Here is a 17,350-nt window from a genome sequence, read left to right as displayed (position 1 = left end):
AGAGCGCGCTGGCCTGCGATGGAGCCTTGCCGGTGCTGCCTGACGACGCGTTGGCCTGCGTACATGTATTGCAACCAGTACCGCTGCAGATGCCTGGCCCGCGATGCCTGCGCACCGCCTCACCCATCCGGCAGCGCTGCAATGACCTGTGACAACGCGTGGTCGGTCACGCTCAAATGTGGCGCGATGCGCAGACGTCCATGCCGACGCGTGCAGATCACGCCACTCGCGCCGAGCGCCGTTGCCACCGCATCCAATGCCGCTGCCGGCGGCTGCAGTGCGGTGAGATGCGGCGCATGTCCGGGCGTGCACCAGCTGCCCACGCCGCGCGCCTGCAGGGCGGCGTCCCAATGCGCAGTCAACTCGCCCAACGCCGCTGCGATGCGCGCCGGCTGCCACGCGGTGAGTTGTTGCAGGGCCACCGTGGCCATTGCGACCCGCAACGGGTCGGCAACCCCGCCCGCATCGAATCGGCGTGCACCGCTGCGATACCGCGGCGCGCTGGCCACCGGAAATTCCCAACTGCTGCCCGCATCGCGGCCGATCCAGTGTTCTTCGATCGGCAGCCCGTCCGTGCGCCACTGCGGCGCGACCCACAGCCACGCCAATCCCATCGGCCCGAGCAACCATTTGTGCCCGACGCTGACCACGAAATCCGGTTGCCAGCGCGGCAGATCCGGTGGCAACACCCCCAGGCTCTGGCTCAGGTCCAGCACCAGGGCAGCGCCGCGTGCCTGCACGGCGGCACTGATGCGGTCCAGATCCAGCATTCGCCCGTCCAGCCAGTACGCATGCGGCAAGCTGGCAATCCGCAGCGCAGGCGTGTCGGCAATGGCCTGCAGCACTGCATCGGTCAAGCTGCCGCCAGCGGTGGTGAGCACCGCCACCAGATGCGCGCCGGCCTCTGCGCAGCGGCGCTGCCAGATCAACAGATTGGACGGAAATTGCCCTTCCAGCACCAGCACTGCGTCGCCGGCTTGCACAGGCAGATTGCGCGCGGCCGTGGCCAGGCCGTGCGCGGCCGAGGGCACCATGGCCACCGCATCGGCATCGCCGTCCAATAGCGCGGCCGCAAGTCCGCGCACCTGCTCGATCTGCTGTAACCAGGTATCGAATGGCAACCGCCATGGTGTGGCCATTGCATCGACCGCCTGGTGCGCAACGGTCTGCATGGCGCGCAACAACGGACCACGCGACGCCGCATCCAGATGGATGACCCCGGAAGGCAGCGCGAACGCCTGCTGACGCTGGGCCCACGCGAGGGGCGCAGCAAGCGTACTGGACAGAGATGGCGATGACATGCCGACAGCTTACCGCTGGCTGCCACGCTGCCCACACGGCACGTTCACGGGCGCTCCCCAAGCATAGGGCGATGTCTGCACTCTCACCTCTGCTGGGCCACCTCCAGCAACAGCAGTTGACGCTGCTGGAACGCTACGCGCAGACCCGCGCGCTGAGCGACCGTCTCGCCGCACCCTTGAGCGCCGAAGACGCGATGGTGCAGAGCATGCCGGACGCGAGCCCGAGCAAATGGCATCTGGCCCACACCACCTGGTTTTTCGAACGCTTCGTGCTGCAGGCCGATCCGGCGTACCGCGTGTTCGACCCGGCCTGGGACTTCCTGTTCAACAGCTACTACCAGAGCGTGGGGCCGATGCATGCGCGGGCCCGCCGCGGCGTGCTTTCGCGCCCCTCGTTGCAGCAGGTACGCGACTACCGTGCTGCGGTCGATAGGCAGATGCAGCAGCGCTTGCGCGAAGGCCTGCTCGATGCACAGGCCTGCACCGTCGTGCAGCTCGGCATCCAGCACGAGCAGCAACACCAGGAGTTGCTGCTGACCGATATCAAGCATGCGCTGTGGAGCAACCCGTTGCAGCCGGCCTACCGTGACCTGCCCACACCGCCTGCGGCCGTTGCCAGCCCGCTGCGCTGGCATGCGCGCGACGAGCAGATCGTCCAGATCGGCGCCGCTGCATGGCCACAGGCCGACAGCTTCGCCTACGACAACGAATCGCCACGCCATCGCGTGCTGGTCGGTGCGCATGCGCTGGCCAGCCGTGTGGTCACCAACGCCGAGTTCCAGCAATTCATCGATGACGGCGGCTACCGCAGTGCCGGTGCCTGGCTCAGCGATGGCTGGGCGATGGTGCAGGCGCAGGGTTGGCAACATCCCTTGTATTGGGATGCCGATGGCCGCGAGTTCACGCTGGACGGCTGGCGCACGCGCGATCCACACGCGCCAGTCTGTCATCTGAGCCTGTTCGAAGCCGATGCGTTCGCGCGCTGGGCCGGTGCGCGCCTTCCCACCGAAGCCGAGTGGGAGCAGGCCGCAACCGGCGTGCCGGTACAGGGCAATTTCGTCGACACCGATGCGTTGCATCCGCGTGGCGCCGAAGCAGTGGACACCGGTATCCAGCAGCTGTTCGGCGATGTCTGGGAGTGGACCGGTAGTGCGTACCTGCCGTATCCAGGCTTTACCCCGTGGCCCGGGTCGCTGGGCGAATACAACGGCAAATTCATGAATGCGCAATGGGTCTTGCGTGGTGGCAGTTGCGCCAGCCCGGCCAGCCATCTGCGTGCCAGTTACCGCAACTTTTTCCCCTCCGATGCGCGTTGGCAGTTTGCCGGCGTGCGCCTTGCCAAGGATCTGCCTTGAACGCCGCCGCCCATGCCCTGCAACGCGCGCACGCCGCGCTGACCGACCTGCGCCCGCAGCCGGACGACATCACCGCCGATGCACTGGCGGGGTTGTCGCAAACGCCCAAGACGCTGCCGTCGAAATATTTCTACGATGCGCGCGGCTCGCAACTGTTCGAAGCCATTACGCAGCAGCCGGAGTATTACCTCACCAGGACCGAGCTGGGTTTGCTGGAAGCCAGCATGGGCTCGATCGCACAGGCGATCGGCGCCGGCGTGCATGTGGTCGAATACGGCAGCGGCAGCGGCCGCAAGACCGAATTGCTGCTGCAGGGCCTGCGCGATGTGGTGGCCTACACGCCGCTGGAAATCTCGCGCACCGCGCTGCTGGAAAGCACTGCGCGGCTGGCCCAGCAATTTCCGCAGATCCAGATGTTGCCGGTGTGCACCGACTTCACCAAGCCGCTGCGCCTGCCCGATGCGCAGCGCCCGGCGCGGCGGCACGTGGTGTTCTTCCCCGGCTCCACGCTCGGCAATTTCGCCGACGCGGCCGCGATCGAACTGCTGGACGCGATGCGCCAGACCATGGGCAGCGACGGTTGCGCCCTGATCGGCATCGATCTGGACAAGGACGCCGGGCTGATCGAAGCGGCCTACAATGACGCAGCCGGTATCACCGCCGAGTTCACCCTCAACCTGCTGGCGCGGCTCAATCGCGAGATCGGGAGCGATTTCGATCTGGACGGTTTCCGTCACCACGCGGTGTATGTCCGTGAGCGCGGCCGCATCGAAACCTTCCTGATCAGCCAACGCGCGCAGCGCGTGCAGGTTGGCGGCAAGGACATCGCGTTTGCCGAAGGCGAAGCAATGCAGGTCGAATACAGCTGCAAATACACCGATGCGCGCTTTGCCGAACTGGCTGCCGCAGCCGGGCTCAAGGTCACCCACGGCTGGAACGATGCCAAGGATTGGTTCGGCCTGCGCCTGCTGCGCCCATTGTGATCCTGCGGGGCAGGCGTGCAGTCGCCCGATGATGCGCAGGTTGCCGCGTTGATCCGGCACCTGCTTGCGCAACGTCGGCCCGAGCAATCGATCTGTCCCTCGGAAGTCGCGCGTGCCTTGAGCGATGATGCGGCGGTGTGGCGAAGCCTGATGCCCCAGGTGCGTGCGGTGGCCGCAGCTGCCGCAGGCAGAGGCCTGGTACGGATCACCCAGCAGGGTCGAACTGTGGACCCTGCCACCGCACGCGGACCGATTCGACTGATGCGTGGGCCGCATTTCGACTGAAGCCCCATTGAGTGGATGCGCCAGCTGCCGTATGTAGCGGGATTAAACCGAATGTCGCCGAGCGACTACATCAAAAGGATGTAATCGTTCGGTGACATCAGGCCGCCTGCACCACGTGCAACGCCTTGGGATTACGCCACTGCGCCAGCAGCGCGGCTTCGCGCGCCCTGGCTTCCTGCAGATGCGCATGCTTGACGTGGCCATAGCCGCGAATGTGTTCCGGAATGCTGGCGATCTGCGCGGCCAAGCCCACGTTATCGGCATCCAGCCGTTCCAGCAGCATGTCCACGGTTGCGCTGTAATCGGCAATCAGCCGACGCTCGCCACGCCGTTCTTCGCTGTAGCCGAAGACGTCGAACTTGCCGCCACGCAGGAACTTCAACCGCGCCAGCAGCTTGAAGGCGGTGAACATCCACGGCCCGTACTCGCGTTTGATCAGGTTGCCGTGTGCGTCTTTCTTTGCCAGCAACGGCGGCGCCAGATGGAAGCGCAGCGTGTAGTCGCCCTCGAACTGTTGTTGCAACCGGCGCTGGAAATCGCCACGCGTATACAGCCGCGCCACCTCGTATTCGTCCTTGTAGGCCATCAGCTTGAAGGCGTACCGGGCCACCGCCTCGGTCAGTGCGCTGCTGCCGGGCACGCGCTGCAGCTCGTGCGTGCGTACGCGCTCGACCAGGCTGCGATAACGCTGCGCGTAGGCCGCATCCTGGTAGTCGGTCAGGAACGCGACGCGACGCGCGATGGCCTCGTCCAGCGAATGCGCCAACTGCTCGTCGTCGAGCGGCGCGGCCGGTGCAGCGACCTCGCCATGCAACGTGCTGCCGTCGGTCTGTGCCAGCGCACGCGGTGCGCTCTGGCCGCTGAGATCGTGCTCTTCCCAGCTGCCTGGTCCGCGTGCATGCGGTGTATCGCCATGCAGATGTGCAGGCGCGTCGGCACCGGCCAGACCCGCAGCGCGTTGCACCGCCGGCAGATCGATCGCCGCCAGGCGCCCCCAGGCGAACGCCTGCTGATTCATCGCAACGGCTGCACCATTGAGTTCGATCGCGCGCATCAGCGCCGCATGCGATAGCGGCACCAACCCGTGCTGCCACGCGTAGCCAAGCACGAACAGATTGCTGGCGATGGCGTCGCCCAGCAACGCCGTTGCCAGCTGCGTGGCATCCAGCAACAACGGCTCCTGGCCACCGAGCGCAGTGCGCACACCGGCGATGATCTCGGCAGCGGGAAACTGCAGGTCCGGTTGCGTGGTGAACGTGCCCGGCATTGCTTCGTAGGTGTTGAGCACCACCTGGGTGCGGCCATCGCGCACTTTGGAGAGCGCCCAATAATCGTTGACCACCACCATGTCGCAGCCCAGCACCAGGTCTGCTTCGCCGGCAGCGATGCGCACGGCGTGGATGTCGGCGGGCTGGCGTGCGATGCGGATATGCGTGGTCACCGCGCCGCCTTTCTGCGCCAGGCCGGTCTGGTCCAGCACCGTGGCGCCCTTGCCTTCCAGGTGCCCGGCCATGCCGAGCAGCGCGCCGATGGTCACCACGCCGGTGCCGCCGACGCCGGTGATCAGGATGTTCCAGGGCCGTTCCAGCGCGGTGCGCTTGGGCGGTGAGGGAAGCGTGTCCAGCAGCGTGCTGGCGTCGCGCCGCTTGCCCTTGCGCGGGGCACCGCCATGCACGGTGACAAAGCTCGGGCAAAAGCCCGCGACGCACGAATAATCCTTGTTGCAGTTGGACTGGTCGATCTGGCGCTTGCGCCCGAATTCGGTTTCCTTCGGCAACACCGACACGCAAAAGCTTTTCTCGCCGCAATCGCCGCAGCCTTCGCACACCAGCGAATTGATCATCACCCGCTTTGGCGGATCGACCAGCTTGCCGCGCTTGCGACGGCGGCGTTTCTCGGTGGCGCAGGTCTGGTCGAAGATCAGGATCGACACGCCCTTGACGGTGCGCAGATGCTGCTGCACGGCATCCAGTTCGCCACGATCGTGAAACGCGACCTCAGGCGGAAACAGCTCGCGCCGCCGCGTCCACTTGCCGATGTCGTCGCTGACCACCGCAATCTCATGGATGCCTTCGGCGCGCAGCTGGTGGGCGATGTCCGGCACGGTGAGCGTGCCGTCCACCGGCTGCCCGCCGGTCATCGCCACCGCATCGTTGTAGAGAATCTTGTAGGTGATGTTGACGCCGGTGGCGACCGACTGCCGGATCGCCAGCGAGCCGCTATGGAAATACGTGCCATCGCCCAGGTTCTGGAACACGTGCGGGGTGTCGGTAAACGGCGCCTGCCCGGACCACGTGACACCTTCGCCGCCCATGTGGGTGAAGGTGTCGGTGGCTCGGTTCATCCAGGTCACCATGTAGTGGCAACCGATACCGCCCAGCGCGCGCGAGCCTTCCGGCACGGCGGTGGAGGTGTTGTGAGGGCAGCCGGAGCAGTAATGCGGCACGCGCGGGAATTGCGCGCGCGGCAAAGCCATTTCCGCTTCCTTGGCGTCCATCCAGCGCAGCCGCTGCTGGATCGAATCGGTATTGATCGTGCTCGATTGCAGCAGGCGCAGGATGCGCCTGCCGATCACCGCCGCGATGGTGGCCGGCGTCAGTTCGCCGGTGGACGGCAGGATCCACGCGCCCTGCTCATCGTACTTGCCGACAATGCTCGGCCGCGCGCCGGCGCTGGCCGGCCAGTTGTAGAACAGTTCCTTCATCTGGCGCTCGATGAAGGCCTTTTTCTCTTCCACCACCACGATGTCTTCAAGCCCCTGCGCAAACGCGCTGATCCCTGCCGGCTCCAGCGGCCAGGTCATGCCGACCTTGTAAACGCGGATGCCGATCTGCGCGCAGGCCTGCGCGTCCAGGCCCAGGTATTCCAGCGCCTGCAGCACGTCCAGGTAGCTCTTGCCGGTGGTGACGATACCCAGTCGCGCATTTGGTGAATCCAGCACCACCTTGTCGATGTGGTTTGCGCGCGCAAAGGCTTGCGCGGCGGCGATCGCATACCGGTGCAGGCGCATCTCCTGGTCCACCGGCGGGTCCGGCCAGCGGATGCTCAAGCCGCCCGGCGGCAGTGCGAAATCCTCCGGCAGCACGATGGTGCGCGCGAACGGGTCCACGTCCACCGAGGCGGACGATTCCACCGTTTCGGCAATCGTCTTGAAGCCGATCCAGCGCCCGGTGTAGCGGCTCATCGCCCAGCCAAGCAGGCCCATGTCCAGGATGTCCTGTACTCCGGCCGGATTGAGGATGGGCATCATCGCGCTGACGAATTCGTCTTCGGACCCGTGCGGCAGGGTCGAGCTGCGGCAGGCATGGTCGTCGGCGGCCAGCGCCAGCACGCCGCCAAACGGCGAGGTGCCGGCGGCATTGCCGTGCTTGAAGACGTCGCCGCTGCGGTCCACGCCCGGCCCTTTGCCGTACCACATGCCGTAGACGCCCTGCACGTTCGCGCCGGGGAACAGGTTGGTTTGCTGGGTGCCCCACACCATGGTGGCGGCAAGGTCCTCGTTCAGACCTGGAGTGAAGGTGACCTTGGCCGCGTCCAGGTGTTTGCGCGCCCGCCACAGTTCCAGGTCCAGCCCGCCCAGCGGGCTGCCGCGGTAGCCGCTGATGAAGCCGGCGGTCTCCAGCCCGGCAGCGTCATCGCGCAGGCGCTGCAGCAGCGGCAGCCGCACCAGCGCCTGCACACCGGACAGGTAGATGCGCCCATCGGTGCGCGTGTACTTGTGGTCCAGCGTGTAGTCCGCATCCACCCGGCCGAGCTCCGGCGTGTTGGCAGAGTCGGGAGAAGAAAGCGCAGCGGTACTGGTCATGGCGTGCCCGGAAAGGGTGGCTGGGCCCCGGTGCATGTCATCTGAAACTATCTGACGCACCCGACGGATTCCAAAACGGCGGTGCAAAGTGTAACAGTCAGCTTTTCCGCGCCCGTCCCTGTGCGGATGCGCAGCCGACGCGCTGCGGGTAGGATGGGGACGGGAAGGGGTCGTTTGCTGTCAGGGGAAAACACAGTGAAAAGGAAATACGCGTGGGCCGCTCTGGCCCTGCTCGGAGGGGTGTGGTCGTTGGCGCAGGCGCAGAGCTTGCCCAAGCCCAAGGAGTTCTATTTCGACGAAGACCGCGGTACCACCAAGGCCGTGGTGGCCGTACAGGGCCAGGGCGATGCAGTGGTCGACCGGCTGGCGGCGATGGTGCAACGTGACGCCCGCGCGGCCGACCCGCGCGCGCAGTTGGCGGCGCTGGCCTACGCCGGTGGGCGCACCCAGTTGGGCGATGAGTTGTATCAGGGCGCGCTGGCGCTGGTCTCCAACGGCAGCCAGCAGTACCGGGCCATCACCTGGAACTATGGATGGGACCTGCTGCGTGCCGACCAGCCCGACAAGGCGCTGCAGCAATGGGCCAACCTGGCCAATGGCCGTCCGGCCACGCCGGAATGGCTGCCGACCACGGCTGCACTGGCGCTCTGGCGCGCCGGACGCAAGCAGGAGGCGGTCGAGTGGTATGCCGCAGCCGTGCGCACCTGGCCGGACCGTTGGAGCAGTACCGCCAACTACGCCAGCCTGTTGCCGGAATGGCGCGAGGCAGAGCGCGCCAGCCTGGCCGAGGTCTTTGCGGCCTGGCAGGCCAACCCGCCAGCGTTTCCGTAAGCGCTTCGCCGCGCTGCGGGAGTTCCTGCAGCGCGGCTTGTGCAGTGAATCGACCGGTTGCCGCCATTTGCCGATACGCCAGGCGCCATCTGGCGCGTCGGCCTGCCGCCTACTTGAAACGAAGACGTCTAACGTTGATTCCGCGAGTTCGGTGAAAGGCTGAGCAGGTCTGCGCCTGATCGCAGTCACGACTCAAAACTTTGGCGTGCCGACGTTGCGAAGTCGATGCGGGAGAGCAACGCGTTGGTCTGTGGCGTGGCTGCGGGGTCCTTGTCCGCCCACCATCGCAGGACACGCTGCAAGTACGTTTTTGTAAGCGCTTGCGCGGCAGCCGTGCCGCGTAAGGTCCCGCGACGGCGGGCGCAAGGACCAGTTGAGATGGTCGATGCGCAGAGCTAAGACAGCAGCAGGTCGCCTGGCTGGCGCGGCGTCCTCGCTCCTTCAATCGAGTCACCAACGAACTGTCTGATGCGCTGTGCTTGCCGATCGCGGGACCGTTGGCGGCATGGATCCCGCCATCGAGCCTCCACGGACGGGTTCACGGCGTGTCGCGCACTCGGCGCTGCAAGCTTGCTCCACGGCCTGGTCCGCCCACCATCGCGGAACACGGTGCAAGGACGTGTTTGACCAACGCATTGTCCGGAGCGGCGAGGGCGCCGCGTGTTCGATACGCTGGCTTCCGCATAGGGAAACGATGCGGTCGTGGCAGCTCCGCGGTGACCGGAGCTCGGGTGGCGTGCACCTTGCACCCCAGCCAGGCCAACGCATCCACCGATGCGCGCACCGCGCGCTATGCGATCCTGTGCATCGCTTTCCAACGGACACGATCGCGCATGGCGGTAGATGCATTTGCCTTGATTCTGGCCATGTTGGGGCTGGGCCTGCTGTTCGCCCGCCTGCGGGTGTTGCCGGACAACAGCGCCGATGTGCTCAACCGCATCGTGCTGTACATCTGCCTGCCGGCGTCGGTGCTGACCTATGTCCCGCGCCTGCATCTGGATGCTTCGCTCGGTGGGGTGATTGCCACGCCATGGCTGCTGACCGCCATCATCGTGCCGTTGCTGTGGGGTTGCAGCCGCCTGTTGCGCTTGGGCCGCGCCGAATACGCCGCGCTGCTGATGTGTGTGGTGTTTACCAATTCAAGCTTCATCGGCTTTCCGATGGTGCGCGCGCTGATCGGCGATCACGCGCTGCCGTATGCAGTGGTCTACGACCAGTTCGGCACCTTCGTGTTGCTGTCCACGTTCGGGCTGTATGTGCTGGCCCGGCACAGCGGCGACACCCCGCCGACCGCACGGCTGATCGCGATGCGCGTGCTGCAGTTCCCGCCGTTGTGGGCGCTGCTGTTCGCCTTGACCCTGATGCCCGAGCAACCGCCGGCCTGGATTGGCTCGGGCCTGAAGAACCTGGCCGATGCGATGTTGCCGCTGGTGATGCTGTCGGTGGGCTTTTCGCTGCAGCTGCGCCTGCCTGCCGACGAACTCAAGCCCTTGGCGGTGGGCCTGGTGTTCAAGCTGCTGCTGATGCCGGTCCTGGCCTTGCCGTTGTCCTGGGGGCTGGGCCTGCATGGGCAGATGCTGCAGACCAACGTGCTCGAATCGGCCATGCCCACCATGATCACCGCCGCCGCGCTGGCCATTTCGCACCGGCTGGCCCCGCGCCTGGCTGCAGCGATGGTCGGCTACAGCATCCTGCTGTCGTTGCTGACGCTGCCTGCGTGGGCCTGGCTGCTGGCGCGGCTGGTGGCGTGAAACCGTAACGCTCGCAGCAGCCAGAGCGCGCTGGCGCCGCAGGCACACGCTTGCGCTTGTTCGGGCTGTGGTACGCCAACACCTGCAACATCGGCGCCATGCTGCATTGCGACGCCGCGGCTGAGCGATACGCGTGGACGATCTTGCGCCGTGCCAGGCTTCCATCGTTGCCACGCACAGCTGCGGCGCAAGGCCTTGCGCGCATCGGCTGAAGGTCTGCGCTGTCGTTGCCTGTCCCGCAGCAGTGCGTTTAACGCGTTTCGACTACTTCCTCACCTTGCCGCGGTGTACGCTGCCGGCTTGCTCCCGGAAGCGAGGCGTGCATGAAGACAGTCCTGGTGGCCGCCTCCAAAGGCGGCGTCGGCAAGACCACGATCGCCACCAATCTAGCCGCACATGCGGCGTTGCAAGGCCAGCGCACCGTGCTGGCAGATGCCGATCCGCAAGGCTCGTCCACCCGCTGGGCAGAGCGCCGCGCCAGCCTGGAAAGTGCGGTCTTGCCGATCGACGCCACCAAGCGCCGCAGCTGGCAGAGCGCCGTGCCGGACGGCACCGATACCCTGATCGTCGATGCGCCGGCCGGTGCCATGGCCGACGAGCTGAGCGGATTTCTCGACCACGTCGATGCCATCGTGGTACCGGTGTTGTCCTCGGCGCTGGATATCGAAGCGGTGGTCGGCTTTCTCAACACGCTGGCCAAGGTGCCGCGCGTGCATCAGCGCAAACTGCCGGTGGGCCTGGTGCTCAATCGTGCCCGTCCCTGGACCCAGACCTCGCAACAGGCCGCCGACATGATCGGCAACTGGCCGTATCCGCTGGTGACCCAACTGCGCGACACCCAGGCCTATGTGGTGATGGCTGGGCTGGGACGCAGCTTGTTTGACTACCGCTCGGCGCAGGTGCGCGACCATCAACAGGACTGGGAGCCGCTGTTCAAGTGGCTCAAGAAGTCCTAGAACCGGAAAGTTCCTATGCGCGAATTGATCTTGTTGCGACATGCCCACGCCGAACCGGCCGATACCGGCCAGGCCGATTTCGATCGCCCGCTGTCGCCGCACGGCATCGCCGAGGCCGAAGCGGCCGGGCGTTGGCTGCGCGAGCAGCGGCTGGTGCCCGACCGGGTGCTGTGCTCCCCGGCCCGCCGCGCCCGCGAAACCCTGGAGGCGGTGCTCGAGCTCACCGGCTACATCGAACAACGGCTGGACGAACGCATCTATGAGGCCACGCCCGGCACCCTGGCCAGCCTGGTGGACGAACATCGCGAGGCCGAGCGCCTGCTGCTGGTGGGCCACAACCCTGGCCTGGAACGGCTGGCAGCGCTGATGCACAGCGGCCAGACCGGCGATTACCGCGGCATGCCCACCGCCTCGATCGCGTTGCTGGCCTTGCCGCTGGACGCCACCATCGAGCCGGGCATCGCCCGCCTGACCGCCTTCTGGTGGCCCTGATCCGTGTCATCGTCGCTGCGCTGGTACGCCTGGCTCGCGCTCTGGGTCGTGTTCCCCTGCATGGCGCAGCAGAAGGTGCAGTCCATCGACCCGGCGCAATCGCGCTTCGGGTTCGAGATCAAGACGCGCTTCGGAATGAAGATCGAGGGGTTTTTCCCGCGTTTTCGCGGTGACGTGGTGACCTTGGCCGACGGGCGTCAGCAGGTGCGCTTCCGGCTGGACGCCACTCAGGTGGAGATCCCCGGCAAGGACCGCTACACCAGCTGGATGCGCGGGGAAGATTTTTTCGACGTTGCGCAGTACCCGGTCGTCGAATTCGAGTCGCTACCGTATGTCGACGAAGTGGTGAAGCAGGGGGGCGACATCGTCGGCAACCTGACCATCCGCGGAATCACCCATCTGGAAACGCTGCATGTGGTGCCGGCCGAATGCACGCGGCCGGGCTATGATTGCGACGTGATCAGTCGAGGGACGGTCCTGCGTGGACGTTACGGAATGAATGCGTGGCAGATGGCCCTGGGCGACAGGGTGACGTTCATTCTGCGTGGGCGCCTGCAGGAGGCGCGGCGCCCGTGAAGTGCCTGTTGAGGGTGTGCGTGCTGGCAACGTTGTTGCTCGGCACCGGATGCGCCAGCCTGTCACAAACCGAACGCAACCGTGCCGCCGGTGTCGCTGCCGCGGCACGCAGCACTGTAGTCAATTGCAGCCAGGCCGATCGCTGTGCGCAACCCTCGCCATTGCGCGCGCTGGGCGGGGAGGCGATGACCGCCTCCACACCGGCGGCACCGCGGCATTACGCCACCATCGTCGACCACGGCGAAGAATCGCTGGTGGCCCGGCTCAACCTGATCCGCAGCGCCACCCGCAGCATCGATCTGCAGACCTACATCTTCGACAAGGACGACAGCGCGCGCATGGTGCTGGACGCACTGGTGGACGCCGCCCAACGCGGGGTCAAGGTGCGCATCCTGATCGATCAGTTGTCGGCGATCGCCGATCTGCAGATTCTCGGTGCGCTGGCCAGCAGCCATGAAAACCTGCAGCTGCGCATCTACAACCCCACCTTCGGCAAGGTCAAACTCAATTACTTCGACTATGCCGGCAGCGTGCTGTGTTGCTTCCGCCGCTTCAACCAGCGCATGCACAACAAGCTGCTGGTGGTGGACGACGTGCTGGGCGTGGTCGGTGGGCGCAATTACCAGGACGACTATTACGACTGGGACAGCGAGTACAACTTCCGCGACCGCGACGTGATTCTGGCCGGGCCGGAAGTGCGCGCCATGGCCGCCAATTTCGATGCGTTCTGGCGCGCCCGGCGCAGCGTCCCGGCCGAACGTCTGAACGATGTCGGGCGCCTGTTGCTGGAGCAGGGCGTGCCGACGATGCCGCCGGCCGAGTTCCGCCGGCCCGACCGGGTGGCGCGGGTGGACCGCGAAGCGCGCGACCCGCAATTCGTGCGCGACGCTTTCGTGACTCCGGCCATGCCGGTGCAACGTGTGCTGTACGTGGCCGATCTGCCGCAAAAGCACCGCCGGGAACATGCGGCCAAGGCGGTGTCCACGGCGCCGGAACTGGATGGCCTGATTGCCGGCGCGCAGCAGGAAGTGCTGCTGCAGACCCCGTACCTGGTGTTGTCCGACCAGGCGCAGGCGATCTTCCGCACGTTGCGCAAACACCCGCAGCCGCCGCGCATCGTGGTGTCGACCAATAGCCTGGCCGCCACCGACAACCCCATCGTGTATGCGCTCTCGTACAAGTTCAAACGCCGCAACATGCGCGAGCTGGGCTTCAACGTGTACGAGTTCAAGCCGTTTCCGCTCGACGCCCCGGTGGATTACGCCAACCTGGTGCCGGACCCGCTCAACCCCGCTTCCGAGGTCAATCAGGACAGCCGCAACAATCGCCTGATCGGCGGCAGCGCAGCGGGCAATGCGATGCGCGGCAGCAGCGGCCCGGAAGGCAACGCCAGCGCGAGCGCCGGCAGCGTGCTGCGCGGCAGTGGCGGCGGCCGTGCGCCGGGCGGGAGCGAGGTCGATCGGCGCGTGTTGCGTACCGAAACGCGGCCCTCGTTCCTGGGCACGCGCGCGGTCAACAAGCCGCTGCCGGTGACCCGCGCCGGTGCGCGCATGGGCTTGCACGCCAAGTCGTTGGTGGTGGATCGCCGCATCGGCGTGATCGGTACGCACAACTTCGACCCGCGCAGCGAGAACTACAACACCGAAGCGGCCGTGGTGATCGACGATGCGCGCTTTGCGCAGGCGTTGGCTGCCAGCATCGAACGCGACATCGCCCCGGAAAATGCCTGGACGGTGGCGCCGCGCGAAAAGCCGCCGGTGCTGAGCGGGTTGAACTACAGCGTGGGCAAGGTCTCCGAAGCCTTGCCGGTGCTGGACTTCTGGCCATGGCGCTACGCCACCAACTACGAGTTCCAGCCCGGCCCGGATTGCCCGTTCCCGCTCAAGCGGCAGGACCCTCAGTTCCGCCAGTGCTATGTGGCGGTGGGCGATTTTCCGGAGGTCAATGTCGGCCCGAAGTGGCTGCTGGTGCGCATGCTGACCGCCTTCGGCGCCGGGCTGGTACCGATTCTCTGATCGGCTGGCGTGCCGCGCGGGTCGCAGCAGCCGGTGCCCGCGGCGCAGCGCGTTGTGGTTGGATGCACGCAGTTGGCTGCGGATCGGCCCCTGGACGCCGGAAATCGCCGAAGCGGCTGCAGTTGTCACGGGCGAAGGTCGCGTAGTGCATTGGTGCCACCGACGAATGCGGTCAGGTGACGGCAGCACTGCCCAGTTGCATCGCGTCCCAGGCGCCGGGATGCTCTAGCGCTTCCCGCTTCCCGCTTCCCGCTTCCCGCTTCCCGCTTCCCGCTTCCCGCTTCCCGCTCCCCATTCCCAGCCCATGACCTTCCGCGAACCCGTCGATCTTGCTGCCCTCAATGCCGCCAGCCGCGATACCTTGATCGAGCATCTGGGCATCGTCTTTACCGAAGCCGGTGACGATTGGCTGCGCGCCACCATGCCGGTGGATGCGCGCACCAGGCAGCCCTATGGCCTGCTGCACGGTGGCGCCTCGGTGGTGCTGGCCGAAACGCTGGGCAGCAGCGCCGGCAACCTGTGCGTGGATATGTCGACCCAGATCTGCGTGGGGCTGGAGATCAATGCCAATCACCTGCGCGCCGCCACCCAGGGGCTGGTGACCGGCACTGCACGGGCGGTACATGTGGGGCGTAGCACGCATGTCTGGGACATCACCATCGAAAACCCGGCCGGCAAACGCGTCTGTGTGTCGCGATTGACCCTGGCGGTGGTCGCGCGCAGCAATGGCTGAGCTCGCCCGGCAGCGGCATGCATGGAACAGCGTCATCCGCTGCCGGCACTGCGCGGCGGCCACGCTGCTGTCACAATGGTTGCGCCTCCTTCCCCCGTTACCGGTTCCGTTCGTCGAATGAGCGAGTCATCCCTGGACGCCACGCGCGACGCTGGCGGCGCGTTGCGTTGGTTCCGGTACCTCTACCGGGTGCCACTGTTGTTGCTGCATCTGTGTCTCGGCCTGCCGGTCACCATGCTGTGCGTGGTGGTGCCGGCGCTGGCGCGGATCCGGATCGGGCACGACGACACCCTGGAGGAGCGGATGATCCGCTGGTGGCAGGGCACCTTGATGCGCGTGTTCGGCTTCCGCCTGCGCCGCTTCGGGACGCCGCTACCGGGCGCGACCCTGTTCGTGGCCAACCACGTCAGCTGGGTGGATATCTCCATCCTGCACAGCCAGCGCGTGATGGGGTTTGTGGCCAAGCGCGAAATCGCCGGCTGGCCGCTGGTGGGCTGGCTGGCAACCAAGGGCCAGACCATCTTCCACCAGCGCGGCAATACCGAATCGCTGGGCGGGGTGCTGCAGGAAATGCTGCTGCGCCTGCAAAGCGGCAAGCCGGTGGGGGTGTTCCCGGAAGGCCGTACCCGTGGCGGTACCGAAGTGGGCCCGTTCCATGCGCGCATCTTCCAGGCGGCGGTGGAAGCCGGGGTGCCGGTACAGCCGGTGGCGCTGCGGTATGGGCTGCGCGGCAACGCGCAGGCGGTGGTGGCCTTCGGTGAGCGCGAGAGTTTCTTCGCCAATATCGTGCGCCTTCTGGGCGAACCGTCGCGGCTGGCCGAAGTGCATTTTCTCGAGCCGATTCGCGCGCTGGACATCGAAGGCCGCCGTCGCATGGCCGAGACCTCGCGCCAACGGATCGTCGCAGCGATGGAATCCTAGCCGACGATGCGCACGCGCCTCTCCCCTGCGGCCAGCCGCAACGCCGGTGCGATGCGCGCATGAACGCCTCCGATTACTTGCCGCCGCGCTGGCTGCGCAATCCGCACGTGCAATCGGTGCTGGGCAGCAGCGCCTTGCGGCGCATCCGCAGCCGCCAGTTGCTGGCCGCCAGCGGTGCGGTCACCAGCGAACATATCCTCGATGGCGGCGACGGTGTGCGCCTGCAGGGTTGGATGAGCATCCCGCCCGGCGATGCGCCACCGCGCGGCACCGTGCTGTTGCTGCATGGCTGGGAGGGCAGCGCCGATTCCAACTACATGCGCCTGACCGCCGCGCGCCTGCTCGGTCTGGGCTACCAGGTGTTCCGGCTGAACTTCCGCGACCACGGCGGTACCCACCATCTCAATGTGGACCTGTTCCACTCCGACCGCATCGAAGAAGTGGTCAATGCCGCAGGCGATCTGTGGCGGCGTTTTCCTGCGCCGCAGTTGCTGGCTGCAGGGTATTCGCTGGGCGGAAACTTCGCGCTGCGGCTGGCGCTGCGTGCGCCCGCCGCCGGCCTGCCGCTGGCGCGCGTGGCGGCGGTGTGCCCGTTGCTGGACCCGGCCGCCACCATGACCCAGCTGGAGAAGGGCCCGCAGTTCTACGACTGGTACTTCCGCCGTAAATGGCGTGAATCGCTGCTGCGCAAGCGCAAGCTGTTCCCCGAGCAGCACGGGTACGACGACGCCACCCTGGCGCTGGACATGCGCGGGCTGATGGCCTGGCTGGCGGTGAAACACACCGGACACGGCTCGCTGGAAGCGTATTTCGACAGCTATTCGATTGCCGGCCAACGCCTGGCCAACCTGCAGGTGCCGGTCGACATCCTGATGGCCGAAGACGACCCGGTGATTCCGTTCGCCGATTTCGCCGCCTGGCAGTTGCCGGCGCATGCAAAGCTGGAAATCGCGCGCTGGGGCGGGCATTGCGGCTTTCTGGAAAACGCCCGCGGCGACGGCTTTGCCGAACGCTGGGTGGCCGAGCGGCTGGCGTCAGCGCGCGAATGACGCCGACACGACATCCGTCCTTGGATGCAGTGATCGCCGTTTTGCCAGTGGTCGTCGGTTGCGTGATGGTCTACTTCAGCGCGATCAGCCTGTACACCCGGCCGCAGACCGGGCAGATCCTGTTCCGCTCACGCGCAGGATCGGTTTCCGTCGGCGTCCAAGCTGCGCTCTGGCATCTGGGCCAGTTGGTGTTTGGGGCGCTCTGCGTGGCCTACGGCGCGAGCGTGCTGCGTCGGACGTCGGCAAGCGTTTGAACCTCTGGCCGGCGCGAACGATCGATGCGAGTTCGCACCGCCG

15 protein-coding genes are annotated in these 17,350 nt (G+C 66.5%); 13 read left to right on the top strand and 2 right to left on the bottom strand.

What is annotated here, in order from left to right; all coding sequences use genetic code 11:
• Positions 1 to 119: 119 nt before the first annotated feature.
• Positions 120 to 1,301, bottom strand: a complete 1,182-nt coding sequence (locus tag J7396_RS05940; protein WP_014088984.1) for an aminotransferase class V-fold PLP-dependent enzyme — start codon at positions 1,299 to 1,301, stop codon at positions 120 to 122.
• Between the two features lie 71 nt (positions 1,302 to 1,372).
• Between J7396_RS05940 and egtB the strand changes: the two genes are divergently transcribed.
• From egtB to J7396_RS05925, 3 genes are read left to right on the top strand one after another with little or no spacing between them, the layout of a single operon-like run.
• Positions 1,373 to 2,656 (top strand): ergothioneine biosynthesis protein EgtB, encoded by a 1,284-nt coding sequence (egtB, locus tag J7396_RS05935; RefSeq protein ID WP_109290536.1) that lies wholly within the window; start codon positions 1,373 to 1,375, stop codon positions 2,654 to 2,656.
• Positions 2,653 to 3,639: an L-histidine N(alpha)-methyltransferase gene (gene egtD, locus J7396_RS05930; protein ID WP_014088986.1), complete on the top strand. Its 987-nt coding sequence runs from the start codon at positions 2,653 to 2,655 to the stop codon at positions 3,637 to 3,639. Before egtB ends, egtD begins: the two co-directional genes overlap by 4 nt.
• Positions 3,640 to 3,654: 15 nt before the next feature.
• A complete protein-coding gene (locus tag J7396_RS05925; RefSeq protein WP_031420622.1) occupies positions 3,655 to 3,924 on the top strand; it encodes a DUF3253 domain-containing protein in 270 nt (89 codons plus the stop codon).
• A gap of 97 nt (positions 3,925 to 4,021) precedes the next feature.
• Here J7396_RS05925 and J7396_RS05920 read toward each other — a convergent pair whose 3' ends face one another.
• Positions 4,022 to 7,765 (bottom strand): indolepyruvate ferredoxin oxidoreductase family protein, encoded by a 3,744-nt coding sequence (locus J7396_RS05920; protein ID WP_209261135.1) that lies wholly within the window; start codon positions 7,763 to 7,765, stop codon positions 4,022 to 4,024.
• Between the two features lie 159 nt (positions 7,766 to 7,924).
• Here J7396_RS05920 and J7396_RS05915 point away from each other — a divergent pair, with 159 nt between their 5' ends.
• From J7396_RS05915 to J7396_RS05870, 10 genes are all read left to right on the top strand, one after another.
• The gene (locus J7396_RS05915) at positions 7,925 to 8,560 is read left to right on the top strand and encodes a hypothetical protein (protein WP_008571529.1); all 636 of its coding nucleotides are present in this window, start codon (positions 7,925 to 7,927) and stop codon (positions 8,558 to 8,560) included.
• Between the two features lie 833 nt (positions 8,561 to 9,393).
• Entirely contained in the window at positions 9,394 to 10,311 is a 918-nt protein-coding gene (locus J7396_RS05910; protein WP_209261134.1) for an AEC family transporter, read from the top strand.
• Between the two features lie 323 nt (positions 10,312 to 10,634).
• Entirely contained in the window at positions 10,635 to 11,267 is a 633-nt protein-coding gene (locus J7396_RS05905) for a ParA family protein (protein WP_109290535.1), read from the top strand.
• Between the two features lie 15 nt (positions 11,268 to 11,282).
• Positions 11,283 to 11,759, top strand: a complete 477-nt coding sequence (locus J7396_RS05900; RefSeq protein ID WP_003488452.1) for a histidine phosphatase family protein — start codon at positions 11,283 to 11,285, stop codon at positions 11,757 to 11,759.
• 3 nt (positions 11,760 to 11,762) lie between these two features.
• Positions 11,763 to 12,335: a YceI family protein gene (locus J7396_RS05895; RefSeq protein ID WP_008571534.1), complete on the top strand. Its 573-nt coding sequence runs from the start codon at positions 11,763 to 11,765 to the stop codon at positions 12,333 to 12,335.
• On the top strand, positions 12,332 to 14,350 hold the full coding sequence (locus tag J7396_RS05890) for a phospholipase D family protein (protein ID WP_057681298.1): 2,019 nt from the start codon (positions 12,332 to 12,334) through the stop codon (positions 14,348 to 14,350). Before J7396_RS05895 ends, J7396_RS05890 begins: the two co-directional genes overlap by 4 nt.
• 304 nt (positions 14,351 to 14,654) lie before the next feature.
• A complete protein-coding gene (locus J7396_RS05885; protein WP_011345912.1) occupies positions 14,655 to 15,083 on the top strand; it encodes a hotdog fold thioesterase in 429 nt (142 codons plus the stop codon).
• A 21-nt stretch (positions 15,084 to 15,104) separates the two neighbouring features.
• Positions 15,105 to 16,004 (top strand): lysophospholipid acyltransferase family protein, encoded by a 900-nt coding sequence (locus J7396_RS05880; protein ID WP_007968095.1) that lies wholly within the window; start codon positions 15,105 to 15,107, stop codon positions 16,002 to 16,004.
• Positions 16,005 to 16,063: 59 nt separating this feature from the next.
• Positions 16,064 to 17,053, top strand: a complete 990-nt coding sequence (locus J7396_RS05875; protein ID WP_029818227.1) for an alpha/beta fold hydrolase — start codon at positions 16,064 to 16,066, stop codon at positions 17,051 to 17,053.
• Between the two features lie 20 nt (positions 17,054 to 17,073).
• A complete protein-coding gene (locus tag J7396_RS05870; protein WP_228737313.1) occupies positions 17,074 to 17,307 on the top strand; it encodes a hypothetical protein in 234 nt (77 codons plus the stop codon).
• Positions 17,308 to 17,350 lie beyond the last annotated feature (43 nt).

This window comes from Xanthomonas sp. A1809 (assembly GCF_017746015.1).
Taxonomy (GTDB): Bacteria; Pseudomonadota; Gammaproteobacteria; order Xanthomonadales; family Xanthomonadaceae; genus Xanthomonas; species Xanthomonas euvesicatoria.
The sequence above is the reverse complement of the archived record's forward strand: the minus strand, read 5'-3'. Positions and strand labels throughout refer to the sequence as shown.

Excerpts from the sequence above, each read along its gene's own strand:
- J7396_RS05900 (WP_003488452.1), top strand. The coding sequence starts at position 11,283 with ATGCGCGAATTGATCTTGTTGCGACATGCCCACGCCGAACCGGCCGAT.
- J7396_RS05940 (WP_014088984.1), bottom strand. The coding sequence starts at position 1,301 with ATGTCATCGCCATCTCTGTCCAGTACGCTTGCTGCGCCCCTCGCGTGG.
- J7396_RS05875 (WP_029818227.1), top strand. The coding sequence starts at position 16,064 with ATGAACGCCTCCGATTACTTGCCGCCGCGCTGGCTGCGCAATCCGCAC.
- J7396_RS05910 (WP_209261134.1), top strand. The coding sequence starts at position 9,394 with ATGGCGGTAGATGCATTTGCCTTGATTCTGGCCATGTTGGGGCTGGGC.
- egtB (WP_109290536.1), top strand. The coding sequence starts at position 1,373 with ATGTCTGCACTCTCACCTCTGCTGGGCCACCTCCAGCAACAGCAGTTG.
- J7396_RS05920 (WP_209261135.1), bottom strand. The coding sequence starts at position 7,765 with ATGCACCGGGGCCCAGCCACCCTTTCCGGGCACGCCATGACCAGTACC.
- J7396_RS05880 (WP_007968095.1), top strand. The coding sequence starts at position 15,105 with ATGGAACAGCGTCATCCGCTGCCGGCACTGCGCGGCGGCCACGCTGCT.
- J7396_RS05885 (WP_011345912.1), top strand. The coding sequence starts at position 14,655 with ATGACCTTCCGCGAACCCGTCGATCTTGCTGCCCTCAATGCCGCCAGC.
- J7396_RS05905 (WP_109290535.1), top strand. The coding sequence starts at position 10,635 with ATGAAGACAGTCCTGGTGGCCGCCTCCAAAGGCGGCGTCGGCAAGACC.